Origin of the sequence: Kitasatospora sp. NPDC093102 (assembly GCF_040683915.1) — a bacterium.
Taxonomy (GTDB): Bacteria; Actinomycetota; Actinomycetes; order Streptomycetales; family Streptomycetaceae; genus Kitasatospora.
The window spans coordinates 61,523-85,727 of sequence record NZ_JBFBFA010000004.1 but is presented as its reverse complement, the minus strand read 5'-3'; the positions used below and the strand labels follow the sequence as shown (position 1 = coordinate 85,727).

The window sequence follows — 24,205 nt, the reverse complement described above, 5'->3', positions numbered from 1 at the left end:
GGGAGGACGTCAAGACCACGGCGCCCGCACCGACACCCGGTCGAAGGCGGCCCCGCCGGGGCCCGCACACCCGAGGAGGACGAGATGAAGTTCCTGATCAGCCTGCACATCAACCCGGCCGTGCTGGACGCGCTGACCGACGAGGAGAAGGCGGCGATCGGCGCCGGACACGGCCGGTTCATCGAGGATCTGAAGGAGTCCGGCGAGCTGATCCTCACCCAGGCGCTGGTCGACCCGTCGCAGGCCGCCGTGGTGACCGTACGCAACGGCCAGCCGGTGGTGACCGACGGACCGTTCCTGGAGGCCAAGGAGTTCCTGGGCGGCTTCTACCTGATCGACTGCGAGGACAAGCAGCGCGCGATCGAACTGGCCGCCCGCATCCCGGACACCGCGATCGAGGGCCTGGGCGTCGAAGTGCGGCAGGTGATGTTCTCCGACGGACACTTGGAGGCATGACAGCACCGGACTTCGAGGACCTGCTGCGTGGACTCACGCCGCAGGTCCTCGGCACGTTGGTACGACGGTACGGCCGCTTCGAGGGGTGCGAGGACGCGGTGCAGGAGGCCGTCCTCGCCGCCGCCGTGCAGTGGCCCTCCGAGGGGGTGCCGGACAGCCCGCGCGGCTGGCTGGTGACGGTCGCCTCGCGGCGACTGATCGACCAGGTGCGCGGCGACCGCGCGCGGCGCGAGCGGGAGCGCACGACGGCGGCCGCCGAAGTGGTGCCGCAGGAGGTGCCGGACACCGACGACACGCTGCTCCTGCTGTTCCTGTGCTGCCACCCGGCGCTGACCGCCGCCTCGCAGACGGCCCTGACGTTGCGCGCGGTCGGCGGGCTGACCACGGCCGAGATCGCCCGCGCGTTCCTGGTGCCGGAGGCGACGATGGCGGCCCGGATCAGCCGGGCCAAGCAGCGGATCAGGGCCGCCGGCGGTTCGTTCGAGCTGCCCGGAGGGTCCCTGCCGGAGGGCGGGGTGCCGGCGGACGAGCGCGAGGAACGGCTGCGGGTCGTCCTGCACGTGCTCTACCTGATCTTCAACGAGGGCTACACCGCCTCCTCGGGAGGCGAGCTGCACCGCCTCGACCTCGCCCGCGAGGCGATCCGGCTCACCCGGATGGTGCGGGCGCAGCTGCCGGAGGACGGCGAGGTGGCCGGGCTGCTCGCGTTGATGCTGTTGACCCATGCCCGCCGCGCGGCCCGGACGACGGCCTCCGGTGACCTGGTCCCGTTGGCCGAGCAGGACCGCACGGTGTGGGACCGCGCGCTGATCGAGGAGGGAGCGGCGCTGGTCAAGGAGGCGCTGGCCGGTCCGGAGCTCGGCCCGTACCGGCTCCAGGCCGCGATCGCCGCCACTCACGCCGACGCGACCACCGTCGAGGACACCGACTGGCGGCAGGTGTACGCGCTGTACCTGATCCTGGAGCGGATCGCGCCCAACCCGATGGTCACCCTCAACCGGGCCGTCGCCCTCGCCGAGACCGAGGGCCCGGAGGCCGGCCTGGCCCTCCTCGCCACCCTGGACGCCGACACCCGGATGGCCGGCCACTACCGACTGCTGTCCGTGCGGGCGCACCTGCTGGAGCGGGCCGGCGACACGGCCGGGGCGTACGAGCACTACCGGCGCGCCGCCCGGGCCACCGCGAGCCTCGCTGAGCGCCGGTACCTGGAGGAACGGGCGGGCCGGGTGCGTCCGGCCCGGTGAGGGTGCTCCCCGCTTCCGACGTCTCGAAGCCCGGCCCGTTCTCGAAGCCCGGTCCGTTCTCGGAGCCCGGTCCCGCTCCTCGGTCTCCGGTCGCGCTCAGAGCCCGACCGCGTCGGCCGTCTGCTCGATGGTCCAGACGAAGAAGTCGTCCGCCGGGTCGATCGACCCGACCAGGTGGCCGTGCAGTTCGAATCCGATCAGGCCGATCAACTGCACCCAGGCCCCGATGCTCCGGGCGAGGACGTGCGGAGGCAGGCCGAGGGCGAAGTCCGCGGTGAGCCGGGTGAGTTGCTCGGGCAGGGCGCCCTGCGGGGGTGGGCCGGGCGGGGTGGGCCGGAGCTCGGCGTCGCGGATCACGCCGAGGAGGGCGAGCGGCAGCCGGGCGGCGGGCTCGACGGTGGTCCGGGGTGCCGCGTAGCCCGGTACGGGGGTGCCGAAGACCAGCGAGAACTCGTGCGGGTTGGCCCGGGCCCAGTCGCGGGTGGCGCTCCACAGGGCCCGCCAGCGGTCCCGTGACGTACGCGCTCCGGTGGCGGCGAGGGCGCGGTCCGCGGCGTCGCCGAGTTCGTTGTAGGCGTCGATGATCAGCGCGGTCAGCAGTTCGTCGCGGCTGGCGAAGTAGCGGTACAGCGCGGAGGAGGCCATGCCCAGCTCGCGGGCGACGGCGCGCAGCGACAGCTGCTGGGCGCCCGCGGAGGCGAGTTGGCGGCGGGCCTCCTGCTTGATCTCGCGGGTGAGTTCCTCGCGGGCCCGTTCGCGGGCGGTCCGGATCGCTGGCATGGGGACAGCCTGCCATACGTCGGAGCGCCGCACACAAGCGAGAGCACTGCTCTTGTTTCTTTGGCTTGCCGGTGTCATGCTGGAGGCGTCGAAGAGAGAACAGTGCTCTCGAAAAGAAGCAGTAATCACGGAATCGAGGAGCCCCGATGCCCCGCGCCGAGCACCTGCCCAGCCCCACCGCCCGCCTGCAGATGCCGACCACCCGACTCGGCATCGCCACCGGAAAGCTGCTCAACGGCCTGGTCGCCTCCCTCACCAAGGCCGGCGTCAGTCTCTGGGGCTCCCGGGTGCTGGCCGTCCGCGGCCGCAAGAGCGGCGAGTGGCGCACCACGCCCGTCAACCTGCTGACCCACGAGGGCGAGCGCTACCTGGTCGCACCGCGCGGCCACACCCAGTGGGTCCGCAACCTCCGGGCGGCCGGCACCGGCGAACTCCGCGTCGGCCGCCGCACCGAGGCCTTCAGCGCCACCGAACTCCCGGACGCCGACAAGCCCGAGGTGCTCCGCGCCTACCTGCGCCGCTGGAAGTGGGAGGTCGGCTACTTCTTCGAGGGGATCGGCCCGGACGCCCCGGCCGAGGACCTGCTCCGGGTCGCCCCCGGCTACCCCGTCTTCCGCGTCACGGGCAGCTGAACACCCGTGCCGGACGGGGAATTGAGCCGCAGCACCGGGCCCTTCTTGCCCCCGACTCGTTGCCCATGGCGGCAGACCACCCGCGGACGACCACCGGAGGTTCCCCATGGCCGACGAGCCCGAGGCGACGGACGGGCCCGAGATCCCCCCGTACCGCAGCTACACCTGGGAGGGCGAGGGCGACGCCGTCCACGTCGTCCTCTACCCGGGCGAGGAGGAGGCCGACGAGGAGCGCAAGGCCGGGTTCCGCGCCATGGGCGCCCGGCAGCTGGCCGACCTGATCGCGGACCGGGAGGCGGAGCACACCCCGCCCTTCCCCGGTCGGCCGCACCTCCGCCTGATCCACGGCGAAGGCGGCTCCTGAAGCCCGCACCCGCCGCGCCGCCGGCCGCCGGCTCAGCCCTTGCCGCCCGCCTTCAGCACCTGGGCCGCGGCCACGCCCGCCGCGCTGAAGCCGTGCCCGCCGCCCTCGACCTCGGCGGCGACGGCGAGGTCGCCGCGGTAGGCGATGAACCAGCTGTTGTTGGCCTGGCTGCCTGCCTCGACGGTGCCGGTCTTGGCGCCGATCTGGCCGGACAGGCCGGCCATCGGGGTACGGGCGGTGCCCTGGGTGGCGGTCTTGGCCATCATGGCGCGCAGGTCCCGGGCGACGTCGGCGGGGAGCTTGCCGGGCGCCGTCACGCGCTTGGCGTCCTCGCGCAGCACGGGCTGACGGAACGTCCCGTTCTGCACGGTGGCGGCGACCGAGGCCATCAGCAGCGAGTTGACCTGGATCTGGCCCTGGCCGATGTACTGGGCCGCGGCCTCGTCCTTGTTCCCGGGCGCCGGGATGGTGCCGTCCCGGCTGGGGATGCCGATGTGCCACTCCAGGCCGAGGCCGAACTGCTCCCGGGCCACCCGGCCGAGGGTGCCGGGCTGGAGCTTCTCCAGGCCCTTGTCGATGAAGCCGGTGTTGCAGGAGTGGGTGAAGTCGTCGGTGAGCGTGTAGGACGGGAAGTCGCCGCGCTCGTCGTTGTGCCAGGCGCGCGGGGAGTAGGTGGTGTCCTTGCAGGGCACCACGGTGTCCGGGCTCACCCCGGCCTCCAGCAGGGCGGCCGAGGTGATCACCTTCATCGTCGAGCCGGGCGGCTGGCCGCCCGCGACCGCGCGGTTGAACCCGCCCTGCGGGGCGTTCGCGATCGCCAGGATGTTGCCGGTGCTCGGCTGGATGGCCACCAGTGAGGCCGGATTGCCGTTCGCCGACTGCTGCTTGACCGCGTCCTCGGCGACCTGCTGGAGGTCGGCGTCCAGGGTGAGCTTGACCTGCGGGGCGCTCGGCGGGGTCAGCACGAACAGCTGCTCGGGCTCGCCACCGCTGCCGCCCGAGAGCACCACGGCCCGGCCGGTGACGGCGTCGGCACCGTCCGGCGGGGCGATCTGGGGCAGGACGGCGCGCAGCGACGGGAAGGCGTCGAGCGGCCGGCCCTTGCGGTCGGTGGGCTTGGACACCGGGTTGGGCATCGCCTTCACCCCGATGGTCCTGCCCGGGGTGAGCTGGGGATGGATCACGGACGGCTTCCAGCGCACCACGGCCCGCCCGTCCTGGGAGCGGACGAAACTCAGTACGCTGTCGTACTCCCAGGCGTCCGGGGTGCCCTCGAACTCCGCCTTCACCCGGAAGCCGAGGGCCGGCTCGCTCGGGCCGTCGGACTGCGCGCGGCCCGTCCCGGTCAGGGCGAGCGAGCGGGCGCCCACCTGCTCGTGGAACGTGGTCAGCGCGGCGCGGGCGGACTCCGGGCGGTCCGTCAGACCGGCCGCGGCCGTGATGTCGCCGCGGCTCCAGGCCGCCAGGAACTCCTTGGCCGCCGAATCGGCCTGCTCGGCGGTCGGCGGGTCCTGCGGGGCCTTCGCCACGGTGCCGGAGCCCTGGTGGCCGCCGGAGGGGCCGTTGTCCGTCACGGCGTTCAGCACGTTGTAGGCGCCGTAGCCGCCGACCGCCAGCAGGGCGGTGAACACCCCGCCGACCGCCAGCATCGCGACCCGGCGCGTGGTCGAGCCGCGCGGGGCCTCGTCGTCCTCGTCGTAGGCGTCGTACGCGCTGTCGTCGTCGGCGAGTTCGTCGTACTCCTGGTGGGCACCGTAGCCGTCGTGCCCGGGGAGCCCGTCCTGCGGGAGGAACCCGCCCTGCCCGTCGTGTCTGCGGTCCGCGTCGTGCTGGTCGTCCTCGTCGTACCTGTCGTTCTTCCGTTCTCCGGACATGGCTCCGTCCCCCCTGCGATCCAGCGTGTGCTGCGGGCCCGCCCCCTCCGGCATGCCGGCCCGCCGGCCCGACGATCGGACGAAAGTCCGTTCGGGCGCGGATCAGCCTATGCCGAGGCGAGTGATCGGTCGACAGTGGGACGGCCCGCAACCGGACGGCACCACGCCGGGTGCCGCGCCGTGACAGGCCTCAGCCCAGTACTGCCGGCGTCGGTCCGTCCGGCCGCACGGTGATGCTGTACGCCGCCCCCGACGGACGCGACCGGAACGCCGGCGGCCCCATCGGCAGGAGGAGGTCCAGCAGCGCCGTGGTCTCGCGCAGCGCGAACTGGGCGCCCAGGCAGGCACGGGCGCCGAGGCCGAACGGGACGTAGGCGCCGAGCTGCCCGGGGCGGTCCGCGCCGGGGGCGAAGCGGGCGGGGTCGAAGTGTTCCGGGTCGGGCCACAGCGCCGGGTCGCGGTGGGTGAGGTACGGACAGACCAGCACGTCCGTCCCGGCGACGATGCGGTGCCCCGCGATGACGTCGTCCTCGACGGCGTGCCGGGGGAGCAGCCAGGCGGAGGGGTAGAGCCGCAGCGTCTCGCTCACCAGCGCCTGCGGATCGGCCGTCCGGGCCTCGGGGTGGCGGTCGAGCAGCAGGAAGAGCCAGGTGAGCGTGGTGGCCGTGGTCTCGTGGCCGGCGACGAGCAGGGTGACCAGCTCGTCGCGGATCAGCCGGTCGGTGTACTCGGGGTACCGCTCGCCCGCCTCGATCAGCACCCGGAGCACGCCGGGCTCCTCGGTCGGGCCGGCCGAGCGCGCCGCGTCGATCGCCGCGTGCGCCACCGCGTCGATCCGGGCCAGGTCCCCGGCGACCGCGTCCCGGGCGTCCGCCGCGTTGGTCGGCAGTGTCGGCATCGCGGCCACCACCCGCTCCACCGAACGGAGTTCGTGATCCGTCCGGTCGTCCAGCGGCAGCCCGGTGAGCGCCCGCCAGACGGTGTCCAGGGCGAAGCCGCGCATCTCCTCGCCGACGTCGAAGGTCTCCCCGCTGCGCCGGTACCCCTCCCAGCGCTCGGCGGTGCGGCGCGCGGCCGCGGCGATCCGCTGCTCGTAGCGGCGCATCCCGGTGCCGGTGAACTGCGACTGCAGCAGCCGCCGTTGACGCTTCCAGGCGTCGCCGGTGGCGGACAGCACGCCGTCCCCGACCAGCATCCGGGCGCGGTGCGAGCGCTTGACGTACCGGTCCGGGTGGCGGCCCAGGACGTGCTGCACGGCGGCCGGGTCGGTGACCAGGACGGTCGGCGTCGGGCCGAGGCGGAAGGCGCCGACGCCGCCGACGCCGCGCTGCGTCTGGGCCAGCAGGTCGACGAGCTCGGCCTCCTCGGCCCGCCACTGCTCGACGACCCCGGCGGCCAGCTCCGGTACCGGGCGGGTGTCCGTGCTCACGGGGCGGGTCCTTCCGGTCTGCTGACTGTTCGTCCGTTCCGGTCCGACTCTATGCCAGGGAGGCTCCCGCCAGGGCTGCCCCGAACGGGTGGCGGGCCCGGCCGGGGGCGGCGCGGCGGCGCGACGTCCGGGTCGCCTTCCACCCCGGCTGAGGCCCGCGCGGTCCGGGTGCACGGCTGCGCCGCGGTCCGTCCCCCTCGACGGACCGCGGCGCAGCGGCTTCACCGGGTGTCAGCGCCCCCCGGTCACACGGTCTGCCAGAGCGCCGGGACGACCGGCGGTTCCCAGCCGACCTGGGCGGTGTGGCCCTGGAGGCAGCGGTAGCTGACTCCGTTGTAGGTCACGACGTCGCCCGCCTGGTAGGTGGTGCCGGGCGTCCAGGTGCCACCGGGGTTCGGCGAGCCGTTGCCCACGACCAGCGAGAAGCTGGTGCTGTGCGCGGCCGAGCCGGTCCCGGTCAGGGTGATGTTGTAGGTGCCGGTCGCGGTCGAGGCGGAGGTGGCGAGGGTGACCGTCGCCGAGCCGCCGGACTGCACCGAGGAGGGGCTGAAGGAGACCGTCACGCCCGCCGGAGCGCCCGAGGCGGTCAGGTTGACCGTCTGGGCCGAGCCGGAGGTGGTGGCGGTGGCGACCGTCGCGGTGGTGGTGCCACCGGGCGAGACGGTGGCGGTGGTCGGGTTCACCGAGAGGGAGAAGTCGTCGGCGGGCGTGGTGCCGCCGACCGAGGTCTTCCAGATGGTGTACGCCACGCCGTCGGCGCTGCGGTTCAGGACCGTCGTGTCGACGTTGTCGGTGGTGTCGCAGGACGAGTGGTAGCAGGAGTCGTAGGAGCGGCCCGCCGTGCCGCCCCACTTGGCCGCCTGCGCCGACGTCTTGGTGTCGCTGGCGCCGGCCGCGTAGCCCGAGGTCGGGATGCCCGCCTGCTGGAAGGAGTAGTCGTCCGAGCGGCCCTGGCCCTCGACGTTCTCCTCCGGCTTGAGGTTCAGCGAGTCCCAGTAGGCCTTCATCGGCGCGGAGGCCGAGGAGTTGATGTTGTTGATGAAGTAGCCGGCGTTGGTCGAGCCGACCATGTCGAAGTTGTAGTACGCCTTGATCGCGGAGCGCTGGGCGGAGCTCAGCTGGCCGACGTAGGACTGCGAGCCCTGGAGGCCTTGCTCCTCACCGGTCCACCAGGCGAACCGGACGTGCCGGGTCAGGCCGGGGTTCTGCTGGGCGAGCACGAGCGCGTTCTCCAGCAGGGTGGCCGAGCCGGAGCCGTTGTCGTTGATGCCGGGCCCGGCGGAGACGCTGTCCAGGTGGGCGCCGAACATGGTGACCTGGTCGGACGGGCCGCCGGGCCAGTCGGCGATCAGGTTGTTGGACTGGTAGGTGCAGGAGGTGCAGGTCTGCTCGGTGACGCTGTAACCGGCCGCCTGGAGCTTGCCCTTGATGTACGCCAGCGACTGGCTGTGTCCGGCGCTGCCCGCCCGGCGGTGGCCGCCGTTCTGGTTGGCGATGCTGTTCAGCTGGGACAGGTGGGCCTGGACCTTGGTGACGTCGATGTCGGGTGCGGGCCCGCCGGGGTTGCCCCCGCCGCCGACGGTCAGGCTGTACTGGGCGGTGTGACTGGTGGAGCCGGCGGTGCCGGTGACGGTGATCTGGTACGTCCCGGCCACGGCTGCCGCGGAGGCGGTGAGGGTCAGGGCGGAGGAGGAACCGGCCTGCACCGACGAGGGGTTGAAGCTCGCGGTGACGCCCGAGGGCAGGCCGGAGGCGGTGAGGCCGACGGTCTGGGCGGTGCCGGAGGTGACGGCGGTGCTCACCGTCGACGAGGCCGAGGCACCGGGCTGGACGGAGCCGGAGGCCGGGCCGAGGGAGAGCGAGAAGTCGCTGTTGCCGGACGGCGTGCAGGTCGGGTCGCCGGTCTGGGCCGGGACGCTGACGGCGTCCCAGGCGGCCTTGGCCCGGTTGAAGAAGGTGCAGGCCGGGTCGAGGTTCTTCGCGGCGGTCAGGGTGGCGGTGCGGTAGCGCTTGTAGGTCATGCCGCTGGTCTTGAGGAGCATGCCGCCGTAGAAGACCCGGCCGGCGTCCTTGATGCCGATGCCGGTGACCGAGGAGTTGTTGCAGGTCGGGCTGGTGGGCTTGCCGCCGCCCGGGTTGGAGCCCTCGGCGAGGAGGTAGAACCAGTGGTTCAGCGGCCCGGCCGCCGCGTGCTCCTCGGTCTGCGGGATCGACGCCGAGTAGCAGTTGGGGTTGTTGCTGACCAGTGAGGGGTTGTACATGTTGCGGATCGGCCCGCTGCCGACCAGGTTGATCATCTCTCCGACGGTGTAGTCCGGGGAGTCGTAGGGTGCGGGCTCGTTGGCGTAGGCCTCGGTGAGTGCGCCCATGATGTCGCCGGTGGCCTCGCCCAGGCCGGACTCGTTGTTCGCACCGCCGGGGGTGTACTGGTCGATGCCGTGGCCGAACTCGTGGCCGACGACGTCGATCGAGGCGATCCACTTGTTGGCCTGGCTGTGGCCGATGGATATCGTGCTGCCGTCCCAGTAGGCGTTGACATCACTGAGCCCGACCTTGACCGGCCAGCTGCCGCCGTTGCCGTTGTGCCCGTTGCGACCCAGCCAGTCGCGCAGCATGTCCCATTCCTTCTGGGCGGCGAACATCGCGTCCCCGCAGCCGGTCTCCTTGCTGGAGGCGCTGCCGGTGCCCCAGGAGTCGCTGGTCTTGGAGAAGACCTGGCCGGTGCTGTAGTCGGAACAGGACAGGCCCGGCCGGTTGGGGTCGCGCAGCGAGTAGGAGCCGCCGGAGCCGGTGGTGCTGATGGTGACCGGGGCGGGGCCGTTCCACTCGCTGTTGACGGTGCCCGCGCGCACGTCGTCGTAGCTGTCGATGACCTCTCCGTCGGCGGCGTCGACGAAGACGTGCAGTCGGCTGGGGGCGGTGCCCTGGTGCCCGGTGAGGACGGTCTCCCAGGCCAGGCGGCCGGCGCCGTCCTTGACCCGGACGACCAGGCGGCGGGAGTCCACCGAGTCCACCGCCGCCAGCTTGGTGCGCGCGGTCCTCTCGGCCTGCTCCGCGCCGACCTGCGGTGTGATGGAGCCGCCGACGGGACCGGTGGCCGCGGACTGCAGGGCGCGGACGCGGCCCTGGGCGTCGGCGAGGACGACCGCGTCGCCGCCGACCACCGGCAGGCCGTGGTAGCTGCGTTCGTAGGCGACGGAGTAGAGTCCGCCGATCCACGGGGTGACGCTCTTGCGTTCGTAGGTCTCGTCGGGGCCCTTGGCCAGGGCGTCCAGGCCGGCCGCGGTGGCGGCGTCGGCCGCGTTCACCGCCGCGGCCAGGGCGCTGGGCGGGGTCGGGGAGGGGGCGGGTGCGGCGGTGGCCGGCCCGGCGGTGGCGGCGATCATGCCGGCCAGTACGGTCAGGGTGGTCGCCGTGGTCAGCAACCGGCCTGCGGAAACTCTGCGTTGCATCGAGGCTCCTCGCATGTGGGGGTCCTCGACCGCGGACGGCAGGGGCTGGTGGCGCACCGCAGGGCCGTATGGGGGGAGGGCCGTGCGGGCCGTCCGCGCTCGGGTGCCCGAACCCTCACATGACGTCATGCCCGGGTCAATGGCCGGTGCGCCGGATGCAAGGGATTGGCAAATTCCGTCAAGCGGGCCGGCCCGACTCCGCGCCAAGCTGGCGGTTCTCTCAAGTGGTTGAGACCACATCATGTACGGCGTGGGTGGCGATCGAGTACCGTCCTCGTCATCGGAGTCGTCGGAATCACTGGAATCGTCGACAGGCCCTGCGACCGGTCGGGGACGACGCGCCCGGGAGGCAGCCGTGCAGCGGAACCGTGTGGCCCCTGCGGCGGCGGTGCCGGCATCGCCGATCGGCCGGGGACGGGACGCCTGGCGGGAGTTCGGCGCCCGACTGCGGCACTGGCGGCGCCGGGCCGGCCTCACCCAGGCGCAGCTCGGCGCAGGGATCGGCTACGACCACACCGCGGTCAGCAAGATCGAACACGGCGCCCGCAGGGTCACCCCCCGGGTCGCCGACCGGATCGACGACCTCCTCGGTGCGGGCGGCGAGCTGAGCGCCGCCTGCCAGCGCGCCGAGAGCGCCGAACTGTGCGGGCTGGACGCCGTCTCGCCCGCCCTGTTCCGGCCCCCGCTGCCCGGCGGGGCGCCGTCCGGTGCGCCGCCCGCCTCGGTCCCGGCCCCCGCTCCGCTGCGGCTGCCCGACTACGGCCTGCTCTGCCCGCTGCACGGCGCCGAGGGCTGTGCGGTCCCCGAACCCGGGGAACTCGCCGCCCTGCACGCCGAGTTCTGCGCCCCCGAGGCGCTCGCCGACCCGGTTGCCGCGCCCCCGCTGGACGCCGTCACCGCGCACGCCCTGACCGGCCTGCTCGCCGCCCACCTGCGCGCCGGCGAGACCGGAGACCGGCCGGGCCTGGCCGGCGCCGTCGAGCGCACCCTGCGCGCCGTGCTCGCCCGGCTCGCCGCCGTCCCTGCCGCGCAGTGCGGTCCGCTCGCCCGGCTGGCCGCCGAGCACGCGCACGCGGCCGGCGCGCTCCGGATGCAGGACGGCCGCAACGCCACCGCGATGGCCTGCTACGACCGCGCCCTCAGCTGGGCCGGGCTGGCAGCGGACCAGGCCACCCAGGTCGGCACGCTCAGTGACATGAGCATCCTGGCCCGGCTGGACGGCGACCCGGTCGCCGCCCTCGGTTACGCCCGCGAGATCGAACGGGTCGCCCCGGACCGGCACTGGGCCGGCGCGATGGGCCGGATCAGCCGGGCCCGGGCGTACGCACTCACCGGCGACGTGCGGGCGGCCGTCCGGCAGATCGGCCTGGCCCGGGCGCACCTGGAGCACATCGGCGCGGAGGACGAGGTGGACGTGCCCTGGCTGTCCATCGCCTCGATGCGGATGCGGGTCGAGTCCGCCGCGGCCGCCGCGCTGCGCGACCTCGCCGCGGCCACCGACGACCCCCGGCTGGCCCGCCGGGCGCTGAGCGCCACCGAGACCGCCCTCGGCCAGCTCGGTCCGGACCAGCTGCCGTCCAGTCGCCTGCTCTTCATCGTCCGGGCGGCCGACTGCCTCGTCTGCGCGCACGACCCGTCGGCGGCCGTCGAACTGCTCGGTCCCGCCCTGGAGGCGACCGGTGCCACCGCCCTGCCCGCGCTGGTCGAGTACGAGCTGCGCGGTCTGCGTGACCGTCTCACGGCGCACGCGCCCCGTGCCGCACGGCGGCTGGCGGAGCCGGCCCGCTCCTGACCCGGCGGTGGTCCGGGAGGGGCGGCGACTGCCGTCAGGTTTGGCCGGATCGATAGCCGCGCGGGGCAGCGCAGAAGGGGCGCACAACAGCGCCCGCCGTCCTGAACGGCCACGGTCGCGCACCGTCAACTCCGGTGTTTTCTCGAAAATGCGCCCCCTTCACACCATTCAGACGTCAACTTCGTGCGCGTATAGTCCGCCGATCGGGTCATTCATGGAGTTAACACGTCGAATGACTGTCACGGCAGGCGTCTGCCGCTAGAGTCTCTGACGTTTCCAGTCGTTAGTCCGCGAAGAACGGGGGGCGCGTGCTGTCAGCCATTGCCCGCCGGCTGGCCCATCCGCTGCTGCTTCTGGGTGTGCTGTGCACGGCCGTCGCGACCCTGCACTTCCACTGGGCGCCGGACCGGGTCTCCCCGCTCTTCCTGGTCGCCACCATCGGATATCTGGCGGTCCTGGAACGGGTGATCCCGTACCGGACCGACTGGCATCCGAGCCGGCGTGAACTCGGCTGGTACAGCGTCTACTTCGTTCTGAGCATGGCCGGCGGGGGGCTGGCTCAGGGGCTGGTGTCGACGCTGGTGGAACTGCTCGGCCCGGCCGACCCGGCGCTGCCGTTCGCGGTGGAGATCCCACTCGCGCTGCTGGTCGGTTCGCTCGGCGACTACCTCGTGCACCGCTGGTCCCACCGCAACCGGTGGCTCTGGCGGCTGCACGGGGTGCACCACGTCCCGGACAAGGTGAACGTCGCGAACAACGGTGTGAATCATTTCCTGGATGTGCTCGTCGCACAGTCCGTGGTCCAACTGTCGTTGGCTCTCATCGGATTCTCGCCGGATTCAGTGTTCGTGGTCGGAATATTCGTCCTGGCTCAGGGGTATTTCGTCCACGCCAACATCGACGTCCGAATCGGCCCGCTCGGCCATGTTCTGGCCGGCCCGGAACTCCACCGCCTGCACCACAGCACCGACCTCGCCGAAGCCGGCCACTACGCCTCCGATCTCTCGCTCTGGGACCACGTGTTCGGGAGCTTCACCTGGCGGCCCGGCAGAGCGCCGAAGGCCGTCGGCCTCACCGACCCGGCCGCGTTCCCCGCCACCGGGGAACTCGGCGCCACCCTGCTGCATCCCTGGCGCCGGGTGAAGACCACCGAGCAGTCCGTCTGAACCCCGGCCCGCGAGGCCGCCCCACTCTCCCCGTGTCCGCGGCGCCATGCCATCACCCTCGGATTGGATCATGACTTCCTCGCCCTTCGCCGTGCCCCGCGAGCGCATCGCGATCACCGGTATCGGCTGCCGCCTGCCGGGACACGCCAACGACCACCGGACCTACTGGCGCAACCTGATCGAGGGCCGGGACTGTCTCACCGAGACGCCCGCCGACCGCTACGACATCGGCACCCTGGGCAGCAGGGACCGGGCCAAGCCGGGGCGGCTGATCGGCGGCCGGGGCGGCTACATCGACGGCTTCGACACCTTCGACCCGGACTTCTTCGGGATCAGCCCGCGCGAGGCCGAACACATGGACCCTCAGCAGCGCAAGCTCCTGGAGGTCAGCTGGGAGGCGCTGGAGGACGGCGGCCTGCGCCCCGGCGAGCTGGCCGGCCGGGAGGTCGGCGTCTACATGGGCGCCTTCACCCTCGACTGGAAGATCCTCCAGTTCGCCGACCTCGACTTCGGCACCATCGCGGCGCACACCGCCACCGGCACCATGATGACGATGGTGTCCAACCGGATCTCGCACTGCTTCGACTTCCGCGGGCCCAGCGTCTCGATCGACACCGCGTGCAGCTCCTCGTTGGTCGCGGTCCACCTCGCCTGCCAGAGCCTGCTCCGCGGCGAGACCGAACTCGCCCTGGCCGGCGGCGCGTTGCTGCACATGGCGCCGCAGTACACGATTGCCGAGACCAAGGGCGGCTTCCTCTCCGCGGACGGCCGCTCGCGCGCCTTCGACGCCTCTGCCGACGGCTACGTCCGGGCCGAGGGCGTCGGCGTGGTCGTGCTCAAGCGGCTCTCCGACGCGCTGCGCGACGGGGACCCGGTGCACGCCGTCATCCTCGGCACCGGCGTCAACCAGGACGGCCGCACCAACGGCATCACCGTCCCCAGCGCGGACGCCCAGGTCACCCTGATCGAGCGGGTCTGCGCCGAGGCCGGGGTGCTGCCCGGCAGCCTCCAGTACGTCGAGGCGCACGGCACCTCCACCCCGGTCGGTGACCCGATCGAGGCCGCCGCCCTCGGCCGGGTGCTCGGCATCGGCCGCCGCGCCGGAGAGCGCTGCTACGTCGGCTCGGTCAAGACCAACATCGGGCACGCCGAGGCGGCGGCCGGCGTCGCCGGGCTGATCAAGACCGCGCTCGCGATCAAGCACCGCCGCATCCCGCCGCACCTCAACCTGGAGCAGCCCAACCCCGGCATCGACCTGGACGCGCTGCCGTTCGAGATCCCGACCGCCCCGGCGGACTGGCCCGAGCACCGGGGCCCGGCCCGTGCCGGCGTCAACTCCTTCGGCTTCGGCGGCACCAACGCCCACGTCCTGCTGGAGGAACCGCCGCAGCCCGGGCCTGCCGCACCGGTCGCCGAGCCGGTCCGCACGGTGCTGCCGCTGAGCACCAAGGACACCGCCGGACTGCCCGAACTGGCCACCGCCGTACGGCAGGAGATCGCCGGCGGGGCGGCCCTGGCCGACCTCGGCCACACCCTGGCGCACCGCCGCCAGCACCTGCCCGAGCGGCTCGGGGTGGTCTACTCCACCCGGGAGGACCTGGACGAGGCGCTGGCCGCGTACGAGCGCGGCGAGGAGCACCCGCGGGTGGTCCAGGGCCGCGCCCGGGAACGCCGGCAGCGCCGGATGGCCTGGGTGTTCACCGGCATGGGCCCGCAGTGGTGGGGGATGGGCCGGGGGCTGTACGAGCACGAGCCGGTCTACCGGGAGGCCGTGCAGGCCGTCGACCGGGAGATCCGCGCGCAGGCCGGCTGGTCGCTGCTGACCGAGCTGGGCCGGGACGAGGCGGACTCCCGGATGGCCGGGACCTGGCTGGCCCAGCCTGCCAACTTCGCCGTCCAGGTGGGGCTTTCGGCGCTCTGGCGGAGCCACGGCCTGAGTCCCGACGCGGTGGTCGGCCACAGCACCGGCGAGGTCGCCGCGTTCCACGAGGCCGGGGTGTACGACCTGGCCGACGCCGTACGGGTGGTGCTCGCCCGCAGCACGCTCCAGCAGCGACTGGCCGGTACCGGCACCATGCTCGCGGTCGGCCTGCCGGAGGCCGAGGCCGAGCGCCGGATCCGCCCGTACCGCTCGAAGGTGTCGCTCGGCGCGGTCAACAGCCCCTCTGCGGTGACGCTGGCCGGGGACGCCGAGGTGCTGCGCGAGCTGGCCGAGGACCTGCGGCAACAGGGCGTCTTCGCCCGCCCGCTGGACGTCGAAGTCCCGTACCACAGCGTGCGGATGGACCCGATCCGGGACGAGCTGCTGGCCGCGCTCACCGCCATCAAGCCGCAGGAGGCGCGGCTGCCGCTCTACCTGACCGCCCGCGAGGGGCTCGCCCGCGGGCCGGAGCTGGACGGCGGGTACTGGTGGCAGAACGTCCGCAACCCGGTGCGCTTCCGGGCCGCCGTCGAACGGATGGCCGAGGACGGGCACGGGCTGTTCCTGGAGATCGGCCCGCATCCGGTGCTCGGCCACGCGATCCGCGAGTGCGCCGAGCAGGCGCACACCCTGCCGTCGATCCGCCGGCAGCAGGACGAGCCCGAGCGGTTCGCCCGAAGCCTCGCCGAACTGCACACCCTCGGCGTCGAGTTGAGCTGGGAAGCGCTGCACCCGGCCGGCCGCCCGGTGCCGCTTCCGGCCTACCCGTGGCGGCGGGACCGGTACTGGGTCGAGCCCAAGCCGGTCGAGCAGGTCCGGCTCGGCCGGCTCGACCACCCGCTGCTCGGCCGCCGCACCGCGACTGCCCAGCCCGGCTGGACCGGCGCGCTCGACCCGGAGCGGCTGCCCTACCTGACCGACCACCGGATCGAGGGCCAGGTGGTCTTCCCGGCCGCCGGGTACCTGGAGATGGCCGCCCAGGCCGTCCGCACCCTGACCGGCGGCACCGAGGTGACGCTGGCCGAGGTCGAGCTGAACCGGGCGCTGTTCCTCTCCGAGACCGAGCCCGTTCCCGTCCAGCTCGGCTACGCGCCGGAGGACGCCCGCTTCACCATCGCCTCGACCCCGGCCGGCGGCGATCCGGTCGTGCACGCGAGCGGCCGGGTCCGCACCGGCCAGCGCCGCTCCTACGGGCCCGCACTGGACGCGGACGCACTCCGCGCCCGGGGGCGGCACCTCGACGGCCCGGACTGCTACCGGCAGCTGGCCGAACGCGGCTACGACTACGGGCCCGCCTTCCAGGCCATCGCCGAGGTGTGGGCGGGTCCCGGCGAGGCACTGGCCCGGATCCGGCCGACCGGGCGGCTCGGCCCGGACGCGGCGGACCACCACCTGCACCCGGTGCTGCTGGACGGCTGCTTCCAGGCCCTGCTCACCACCCGGCTGGACGCGCCGGAGGGCGGCAGCGTCCGGCTCCCCGTCTCGATCGAGGAGGTCCGGCTCGACGAGATCGGCGACCGCCCGCTGTGGGTGCACGCCACCGTCACCCGGGACAGCGGCGAGGAACTCGTCGGCGACCTCGCGCTCCATGCCGAGGACGGCACCCCGGTCGGAAAGGTCACCGGCTTCCGGGTCGCCGACGTCGCCCAGGCCCCGGGCTCCGTCGGACTGGCCACCATCGACGGCTGGCTCACCGAGGTCGCCTGGGTGCCCGCCCCCGAGCCGGCCGTCGACGAGGCCCCCGGCGACCTGCTGCTGTTCGCCGACCGGAACGGCCTCGCCGAGCGGCTGGCCGCACTGGCCTCCGGGCGCGGTGCCCGCTGCCACCTGGTCCGGCCCGGCACCGAGTACCGGCACGGCGAAGGACACTCGACCGTGCGGCCCGACTCCGCCGAGGACGTCCAGCGGCTGTTCGCCGACCTCGACCCAGGCTTCGGCACCGTCGTCCACCTCTGGAACCTCGACCAGCCCGCCCTGGCGGCCACCGCCGCCGACCGGCTCGGCCCGCTCGCGACCCTCGGCGCCTACTCCCTGATCACCCTCGCCCAGGCCCTGCCCGCCGCCCGCCCGGACGGCCGGCTGCACATCGTGACCCGGGGCGCCCAGCCCGCCGCCCCCGGCGACCGGGTCGTACCGCTCGGCGCCCCCGCCTGGGGCATCGGCCGGGTGCTGTGGCAGCAGGAACTGGTCGCCCAGCGCGGCACCCTGGTCGACCTCGACCCGGCCGTCGACGCGGCCGGCCAGGCCGAGGCACTGCTCGCCGAACTCGCCGCCCGGGACGAGCAGGAGATCGCCCTGCGCTCCGGCGGCCGGCTCACCAGCCGGCTGCGACAGGCCGAGGGCCTCACCCGCCCGCTGCCCCCGGTCCTGCGCCCCGACGGCAGCTACCTGGTCACCGGGGCCTTCGGCGCCCTCGGCCGGCTGCTCTGCCGCACCCTCGTCCGGCGCGGCGCCCGGCGGCTGATCCTGGTCGGCCGTACCGCCCTGCCCGAGCGCTCCCAGTGGGCACGCACCGACCCGGACACCCCCGTCGGCGAGCGGATCGCCTTCCTGCGCGAACTCCAGGCGCTCGGCGCCGAACCGCTGCTCGCCCCGGTGGACGTCACCGACGAGACCGCCCTCACGGACTGGCTCGCCGACTACCGGCAGCGCCAAAGCCCGCCGATCCGGGGCGTGTTCCACCTCGCCGGGCAGGTCAAGGACACCCTGCTGGCCCAGATGGACCGCCCGGCCTTCGACGCCGGCTACGCCCCCAAGGTGATCGGCGGCCACCTGCTGCACCGGCTGCTGCGCGACGAACCGCTCGACCACTTCGTGCTGTTCGCCTCCGTCGCCTCGCTGCTCACCACCGCCGGGCAGACCAACTACGCGGCCGGCAACGCCTTCCTGGACGCCCTCGCCCACCACCGCCGGGCCGAGGGTCTGCCCGGGCTCAGTCTGGACTGGGGCCCCTGGGCCACCGGCATGATCGAGGAGCTGGGCCTGGTCGCCCACTACCGCGACGCCCGCGGCATGAGCTCGCTGCCGCCGGACGCCGGAACGGCGGTCCTGGAACGCGTCCTCGGCCAGGACCGCGCCCAGCTGCTGGTCGCCACCGTGGTCGACTGGCCGACCTTCCTCTCCTGGTACCCGGCGCCGCCGCCACTGGTCGCCGACCTGGCGGCGAGCGCCGCCGAGCAGGCCCCGGCCGAGACCGGCGGCTTCCTGGACGCCTACCGCGCGGCCGACCCGCAGGCCCGCCGGGAACTGGCCACCGAGCGGTTCACCGCCGCCGCGGCGTCCGTGCTGCGGATCGGAGCCGAGCGGATCGACGCGGAGACCAGACTCGGCGCGCACGGCCTGGACTCGCTGCTCGCGATGGAGCTGCGCGCCCGGGTGCACGGCGAACTGGGCGTCGCCCTGCCGGTGGTGGCCCTGCTCAGCAACGGCACCGTCGGTGACCTGGTCGACCTGCTCACCGACGGCCTCGCCGAGCGGCTCGCCGTCGACGGCGGCCCGGCCGAGGCCGAGGTGGAGCTGTACACCGACGAGTCCCGCTTCCCGCTCACCCACAACCAGCAGGCGCTCTGGTTCCTGCGCCTGCTGCACCCGGACGGGTTCGCGTACAACATCGGCGGCGCCGTCGAGGTCCGCGCGGAGCTCGACCCGGAGCTGATGTTCGCGGCCTTCCGCCTCCTGGTCGCCCGGCACCCCGAACTGCGCGCCAACTTCCTCGCCGAGGACGGCCGCCCGGTCCAGCGCATCCGGGAGGAGGCCGAGGCCGACACCGGGCTCTTCGACGTCGAGGGCCGGTCCTGGGAGGAGATCCACGACCTGATCGTCCGCGAGTACCGGCGGCCGTACGACCTCGCCGGGGACCCGCTGGTACGGCTGCGGCTGTTCCGGCGCGGGCCGGACCGCTGGGTGCTGATGAAGGCCGTCCATCACATCGTCTCGGACGCGATCTCCACCTTCACCTTCATCGAGGAGCTGTTCGAGGTCTACGAGGCGCTGCGCCAGGGCCGCACCCCGGAACTGCCCCCGGTGCCCGCCCGCTACCTGGACTTCCTCAACCGCCAGAACCGCTTCCTGGCCGGGACCGAGGCCCGGCGGATGCTCGACTACTGGCGCGGCCACCTGCCGGCCGAGGTGCCGGTGCTCTCACTGCCCACCGACAAGCCGCGCCCGGCCGTGCAGACCCACAACGGAGCCTCCGAGTTCTTCCGGCTGGACGCCGAACTCACGGCCAGGGTCCATGAGTTGGCCCGTGCCAACGGGGCCACCCCGTTCATGGTGCTGCTCGGCGCCTACTACCTGCTGCTGAACCGCTGGTCCGGGCAGCCGGACATCGTGGTCGGCAGCCCGGTCACCGGCCGCACCCAGGAGGAGTTCGCATCCGTCTACGGCTACTTCGTCAACCCGCTGCCGCTGCACGTGAGCCTGGCCGGGGAGCCGACCGTGGCCGAACTGCTGGCCCGGGTGCGGGAGAGCGTGCTCGGCGGCCTGGACAACCAGGAGTACCCCTTCCCGCTGCTGGTCGAGCAGCTGGGGCTCCAGCACGACCCGAGCCGCTCCGCGGTGTTTCAGGCGATGTTCATCCTGCTCACCCACAAGGTCGCCGTGGAGCGCTTCGGCTACCGCCTGGAGTACATCGAACTCCCGGAGGAGGAAGGACAGTTCGACCTCACGCTGTCCGCCTACGAGGACCGTGCGGACGGCTGCTTCCACTGCGTCTTCAAGTACAACTCCGACCTCTTCGAGCCCGCCACCGTCCAGCGGATGGCTGCGCACTACCGCAACCTGCTGGACGCCATGACCCGCGCCGCCGAGGGCGATCCGGTCGGGCGGCTGCGGATGCTGGGCGAGGCCGAGCGGCGGGAGATCCTCACCGGCTTCAGCGGCGCCGAGCGCCGGATCGAGCACGACACCCCGGTGCCGGAGCTGATCGCCAAGGCCGCCGCCGAGCGGCCGGAGGCCGTCGCGGTGGTCGCGCCCGGCCGGGACGGCGTCCGCCGGATGACCTACCGGGAACTGGACCGGAAGGCGCAGCGCGCCGCCGGACGACTGCGCGAACTCGGCGTCGGCGAGGGCTCGGTGGTCGCGGTCTGCCTGGACAAGTCGCCCGAGCTGATCACCACGCTGCTGGCGGTCTGGCGGGCCGGCGCCGCCTACCTGCCGCTCGACCCCGGGCATCCGGCCGACCGGCTCGCCCACCAGGTGGCGGACGCCGGAGCGGCGCTGGTGGTGGTCGACCAGCGGCGCCCGCGCGTGGCCGAACTGCCCGCCGAGCCGGTCACCCTGGAGGAGCTGGACCGGCCCTCCGGGGCCGCCGTGCCACTGCCCGCCGCCGACCCGGACCGGGCCGCCTACCTGATCCACACCTCGGGCTCCACCGGCCGCCCGAAGGGGGTCCGGGTCGACCACCGCAACCTGGCCGCCGTCACCGCCGGCTGGCGCGCCGAGTACCGGCTGGACACCGAGGTGCGGGTGCACCTCCAGATGGCCGGCACCGCCTTCGACGTCTTCTCCGGCGACCTCGCCCGGGCGCTCAGCACCGGCGGCACCCTCGTCCTGGTCGACCGGGAGCTGCTCTTCGACACCGCCCGGCTGTACCGGGTGATGCGCGAGGAGGCCGTGGACGGCGGCGAGTTCGTGCCCGCGGTGGCCCGCGCGCTGCTGGCCCACTGCGAGCGCGAGGGCCTGACGCTGGACTTCCTGCGGCTGCTGATCGTCGGCTCGGACTCCTGGAAGGCCGCCGAGCACCGGCGGGTACGCGCCCTGTGCGGCCCGCGGACCCGGCTGGTCAACTCCTACGGGCTGACCGAGGCCAGTGTCGACAGCACCTACTACGAGGGCCCGGCCGACCGGCTGGAACCCGGCCGGATGGTGCCGATCGGCCGGCCGTTCCCGAACAGCGCCGTGTACGTCCTCGACCCGCACGGCGAGCCCGTCCCGGTGGGCGTGCCCGGCGAGCTGTGGATCGGCGGCGCGGGCGTCGCGGCCGGCTACCCCAACGACCCGGAGCAGACCGCCCGGCGCTTCGTCACCCTGGAGCTCGACGGAACACCCGTGCGGCTCTACCGCACCGGCGACCTCGGTCACTGGGACACCGCCGGCACCGTGCACCTGCTCGGCCGGATCGACAACCAGGTCAAGGTCCGCGGCCACCGGATCGAGCCGGGCGAGATCGAGGCCCACCTCACCGCCCGCCCGGAACTCGCCCAGGCCTGCGTCACGGTCCGCCAGGACGCCCGGGGCGAGGCCGTCCTCGCCGCCTACGTGGTGCCCGCCGAGGGCGCCGTGCTGGACCGCCGCGAACTGCGCCGCCACCTCGCCGAGCACCTGCCCACCGTGATGATCCCCTCCTACCTCGCCGAACTGCCCGCCCTGCCGCTCACCCCGAACGGCAAGGTGGACCTCGCGGCCCTGCCCGAGCCGAAGGCCGACACCGCAGGCGCCCGGCACGAACCACCCGTCACGCTCTACGAGACGAGGGTCGCCGAGCACTGGCGGAACCTGCTCGACCTGGACGAAGTCGGCCTCCAGCACGACTTCTTCGAACTCGGCGGCAGCTCGATCCGGCTCATCGAGCTGATCCACCACCTCCAGAGCGAGTTCAACATCAGCATCCCGGTCGGCCTGCTGTTCAAGGTCACCACCCTGCACGGCATGGCCCGTACCGTCGAGCAGATCATCACCGGCGAGGTGGCCGGCGGCGAGCCCTACCTCTGGTTCAACGCCGAGGCACCCGAGGACCGTACGGTCTTCTGCTTCCCGCCGGCCGGCGGCCACGGGCTGGTCTACCGGCAGCTCGCCGCGCACCTGCCGGAGCACCGGATCGCCTCCTTCAACTACCTGACCGGCGACGACAAGACCGCCCGCTACGCCGACCTGGTCGAGGAACTGCACGCCGCCGGGCCGTACCTCCTGCTCGGCTACTCGCTCGGCGGCAACCTTGCCTTCGAGGTGGCCAAGGAGCTGGAACGGCGCGGGCGCACGGTCGGCTCGGTGCTGATGGTGGACGCCTACCGGGTCACCGACACCTTCGACCTCGGCGAGGAGCACCTGGCCGTCTTCGAGCGCGAACTCCACGAGCACCTGCACCGCCACACGGGCTCGCGGATCGTCGCCCAGGCGACCCTCGAACAGGCCCGTGACTACCTGGAGTTCAGCAGCCGGACGCCCAACAGCGGCACGGTGAAGGCCCAGGTGGACGTGGTCTGCGAGCGCGACCGGCTCTCCGTGCACGTGGGCGGAGAGCCGGGCTCCTGGCACGGCTCCTCCACCACCGGCACCGCGGTGTACGTCGGGCACGGCGCCCACGCCGAGATGCTGGACGGGGACTTCGCCGCCCGCAACGCCGAACTGGCGGGCGCCATCCTGGCCGGAGGCGCCGCCGATGGCCGCGGCTGACCGCGGACCGGACTGGTCCACGAGGGAGCGGGCCCCCGGTGGCCCGCCCCGGGTCATCGTGATCGGGGCCGGCCTGGCCGGGCTCGCCACCGGCTGCTACGCACAGATGAGCGGCCTGGAGACCCGGATCTTCGAGAAGCACGTGCTGCCCGGCGGCTGCTGCACCGCGTGGTCCCGGCACGGCTACCTGTTCGACTACTGCATCGACTGGCTGATCGGCACCGCCGAGGGCACCGGAGCGCACCAGGTCTGGAGCGAACTCGGCGCCCTGGACGGCAAGTCGGTGACCCGCTTCGACACCTTCAACCGGGTGGTCGACGAACACGGCCGGGCCGTCACCTTCTTCGGCGACCCGGACCGTCTGGAGGCCCACCTGCTGGCCCTCGCGCCCGGCGACGCCAAGCCGATCCGGGACTTCTGCCGGGACCTGCGCCGCTTCGCCGCGATCGAACTGCCCTGGGACCTCACCCCGCCGCCGCTGCGCACCACGGCGGAACGGCTGCGCACCCTGCGCACCGTCCTGCCCGCGTTCCGGCTGTTCTGGCGCACCGCGACCACCCCGATGAGCGGCTTCGCCGAGCGCTTCCAGGACCCGCTGCTGCGGCGGGCCTTCCCCAACATGTTCCTCCAGGAGCCCGCGGGCTTCCCCCTGCTGCCGTACCTGTACACCCTGGCAGCCGCGCACAACGGCAACGCGGGCTTCCCGCAGGGCGGTTCGCTCGGGCTGGCCCGTTCGGTGGAGGAGCGCTACACCTCGCTCGGCGGGGTGATCGGCTACCGGTGCCGGGTGGAGCGCATCCTGATCGAGGACGGGCGCGCGATCGGGGTGGAACTCCGGGACGGATCACGGCACTTCGCCGACCACGTGGTGGCCGCCTGCGACGGCCCGACGGTGCTCGACCGGCTGCTGGAGGGCCGCTACTCCAGCCCCGCCACCGAGCGCCTGTACGGCGAACTCCTCGACAAGCCGGGCAACCTGTACCCGGCCGTGGTCTCCGCCTTCGTCGGCATCGACGGCCCGCTGCCCGAGGGCGAGCCGCACAGCACCACCTACCTGCTGTCGCCCGAGGACGGCGAGCGGCTGCCCGGCTCGCTCCAGCGCAGCCTGGTGGTACAGCTGCGCTCGTCCTACGCGGACGGGTTCGCGCCGCCGGGCAAGTCGGTGCTGCACTGCACCTACTTCAGCGACTACCGCTCCTGGAAGGACCTGCGGACCGGCGACCGCCGGGCCTACCGGGCGCGCAAGCAGGAAGTCGCCGCGTTCGTCCGGGAGTTCCTGGAACGGACCTACCCCGGCCTCGGCCGGCGGATCGAACTCGTGGACGTGGCCTCGCCGGTGACCACCGAACGGTTCACCGGCAACACCTACGGCAGCATCCTCGCCTGGCAGGCCTTTTCCGAGGCCGAGGACGCCGCCAACCGGCTGGTCAACCGGGACCGGATGCGACTGCCCGGGCTGAGCGGCTTCTCCATGGCGGGGCAGTGGACCGCGCTCGGCGGGCTGATCCGGGCCGCCACCAGCGGACGGTTCGCCGCGCAGTACCTCTGCCGGGAGCTCGGCCGGCCGTTCCGGGCCTGGCCCAGCGACAACCGGGAACCCTGGCACGCGGGCAAGTGGGGCCGCCTGCCGCAACTCGACCGGGCCACCGTCGGACTGCCGGAAGTGGGAGTGGCGGAGTGAGCGGGACGACCACCAGCAGCAG

12 protein-coding genes are annotated in these 24,205 nt (G+C 73.4%); 8 read left to right on the top strand and 4 right to left on the bottom strand.

The genetic code is table 11. The features are described from left to right. Nucleotides 1-84 precede the first annotated feature (84 nt). Both AB0O11_RS08075 and AB0O11_RS08070 read left to right on the top strand, forming a co-directional pair. Entirely contained in the window at nucleotides 85-456 is a 372-nt protein-coding gene (locus AB0O11_RS08075; protein WP_363383147.1) for a YciI family protein, read from the top strand. Continuing rightward, a complete protein-coding gene (locus AB0O11_RS08070; protein WP_363383145.1) occupies nucleotides 453-1,700 on the top strand; it encodes a DUF6596 domain-containing protein in 1,248 nt (415 codons plus the stop codon). Before AB0O11_RS08075 ends, AB0O11_RS08070 begins: the two co-directional genes overlap by 4 nt. 96 nt (nucleotides 1,701-1,796) lie before the next feature. Here the strand turns inward: AB0O11_RS08070 and AB0O11_RS08065 are convergent, their stop codons facing one another. Continuing rightward, the gene (locus AB0O11_RS08065) at nucleotides 1,797-2,480 is read right to left on the bottom strand and encodes a TetR/AcrR family transcriptional regulator (RefSeq protein ID WP_363383142.1); all 684 of its coding nucleotides are present in this window, start codon (nucleotides 2,478-2,480) and stop codon (nucleotides 1,797-1,799) included. A 191-nt stretch (nucleotides 2,481-2,671) separates the two neighbouring features. Between AB0O11_RS08065 and AB0O11_RS08060 the strand changes: the two genes are divergently transcribed. Next, entirely contained in the window at nucleotides 2,672-3,112 is a 441-nt protein-coding gene (locus AB0O11_RS08060; RefSeq protein ID WP_363383555.1) for a nitroreductase family deazaflavin-dependent oxidoreductase, read from the top strand. A 106-nt stretch (nucleotides 3,113-3,218) separates the two neighbouring features. Beyond that, nucleotides 3,219-3,476, top strand: a complete 258-nt coding sequence (locus AB0O11_RS08055) for a hypothetical protein (protein WP_363383141.1) — start codon at nucleotides 3,219-3,221, stop codon at nucleotides 3,474-3,476. 32 nt (nucleotides 3,477-3,508) lie between these two features. Here the strand turns inward: AB0O11_RS08055 and AB0O11_RS08050 are convergent, their stop codons facing one another. The 3 genes from AB0O11_RS08050 to AB0O11_RS08040 all read right to left on the bottom strand — a co-directional run bounded on the left by AB0O11_RS08050 (nucleotide 3,509) and on the right by AB0O11_RS08040 (nucleotide 10,165). Continuing rightward, complete coding sequence (locus tag AB0O11_RS08050) at nucleotides 3,509-5,350, bottom strand: penicillin-binding transpeptidase domain-containing protein (protein WP_363383139.1); 1,842 nt, start codon at nucleotides 5,348-5,350, stop codon at nucleotides 3,509-3,511. 190 nt (nucleotides 5,351-5,540) lie between these two features. Further along, entirely contained in the window at nucleotides 5,541-6,779 is a 1,239-nt protein-coding gene (locus tag AB0O11_RS08045; protein ID WP_363383137.1) for a cytochrome P450, read from the bottom strand. 245 nt (nucleotides 6,780-7,024) lie between these two features. Next, complete coding sequence (locus AB0O11_RS08040) at nucleotides 7,025-10,165, bottom strand: M28 family peptidase (protein WP_363383553.1); 3,141 nt, start codon at nucleotides 10,163-10,165, stop codon at nucleotides 7,025-7,027. A 421-nt stretch (nucleotides 10,166-10,586) separates the two neighbouring features. Between AB0O11_RS08040 and AB0O11_RS08035 the strand changes: the two genes are divergently transcribed. The 4 genes from AB0O11_RS08035 (at nucleotide 10,587) to AB0O11_RS08020 (ending at nucleotide 24,183) form a co-directional block, all read left to right on the top strand. After that, nucleotides 10,587-12,023, top strand: a complete 1,437-nt coding sequence (locus AB0O11_RS08035) for a helix-turn-helix transcriptional regulator (protein ID WP_363383134.1) — start codon at nucleotides 10,587-10,589, stop codon at nucleotides 12,021-12,023. 308 nt (nucleotides 12,024-12,331) lie between these two features. Next, the gene (locus AB0O11_RS08030; RefSeq protein ID WP_363383133.1) at nucleotides 12,332-13,189 is read left to right on the top strand and encodes a sterol desaturase family protein; all 858 of its coding nucleotides are present in this window, start codon (nucleotides 12,332-12,334) and stop codon (nucleotides 13,187-13,189) included. A gap of 70 nt (nucleotides 13,190-13,259) precedes the next feature. Continuing rightward, nucleotides 13,260-22,502 (top strand): amino acid adenylation domain-containing protein, encoded by a 9,243-nt coding sequence (locus AB0O11_RS08025; protein WP_363383130.1) that lies wholly within the window; start codon nucleotides 13,260-13,262, stop codon nucleotides 22,500-22,502. Beyond that, complete coding sequence (locus tag AB0O11_RS08020; protein WP_363383128.1) at nucleotides 22,489-24,183, top strand: NAD(P)/FAD-dependent oxidoreductase; 1,695 nt, start codon at nucleotides 22,489-22,491, stop codon at nucleotides 24,181-24,183. The genes AB0O11_RS08025 and AB0O11_RS08020 overlap by 14 nt, the downstream gene beginning before the upstream one ends. The last annotated feature ends 22 nt before the right edge of the window (nucleotides 24,184-24,205 follow it).

Excerpts from the sequence above, each read along its gene's own strand:
- AB0O11_RS08075 (WP_363383147.1), top strand. The coding sequence starts at position 85 with ATGAAGTTCCTGATCAGCCTGCACATCAACCCGGCCGTGCTGGACGCG.
- AB0O11_RS08070 (WP_363383145.1), top strand. The coding sequence starts at position 453 with ATGACAGCACCGGACTTCGAGGACCTGCTGCGTGGACTCACGCCGCAG.
- AB0O11_RS08065 (WP_363383142.1), bottom strand. The coding sequence starts at position 2,480 with ATGCCAGCGATCCGGACCGCCCGCGAACGGGCCCGCGAGGAACTCACC.
- AB0O11_RS08060 (WP_363383555.1), top strand. The coding sequence starts at position 2,672 with ATGCCGACCACCCGACTCGGCATCGCCACCGGAAAGCTGCTCAACGGC.
- AB0O11_RS08055 (WP_363383141.1), top strand. The coding sequence starts at position 3,219 with ATGGCCGACGAGCCCGAGGCGACGGACGGGCCCGAGATCCCCCCGTAC.
- AB0O11_RS08050 (WP_363383139.1), bottom strand. The coding sequence starts at position 5,350 with ATGTCCGGAGAACGGAAGAACGACAGGTACGACGAGGACGACCAGCAC.
- AB0O11_RS08040 (WP_363383553.1), bottom strand. The coding sequence starts at position 10,165 with ATGATCGCCGCCACCGCCGGGCCGGCCACCGCCGCACCCGCCCCCTCC.
- AB0O11_RS08025 (WP_363383130.1), top strand. The coding sequence starts at position 13,260 with ATGACTTCCTCGCCCTTCGCCGTGCCCCGCGAGCGCATCGCGATCACC.
- AB0O11_RS08020 (WP_363383128.1), top strand. The coding sequence starts at position 22,489 with ATGGCCGCGGCTGACCGCGGACCGGACTGGTCCACGAGGGAGCGGGCC.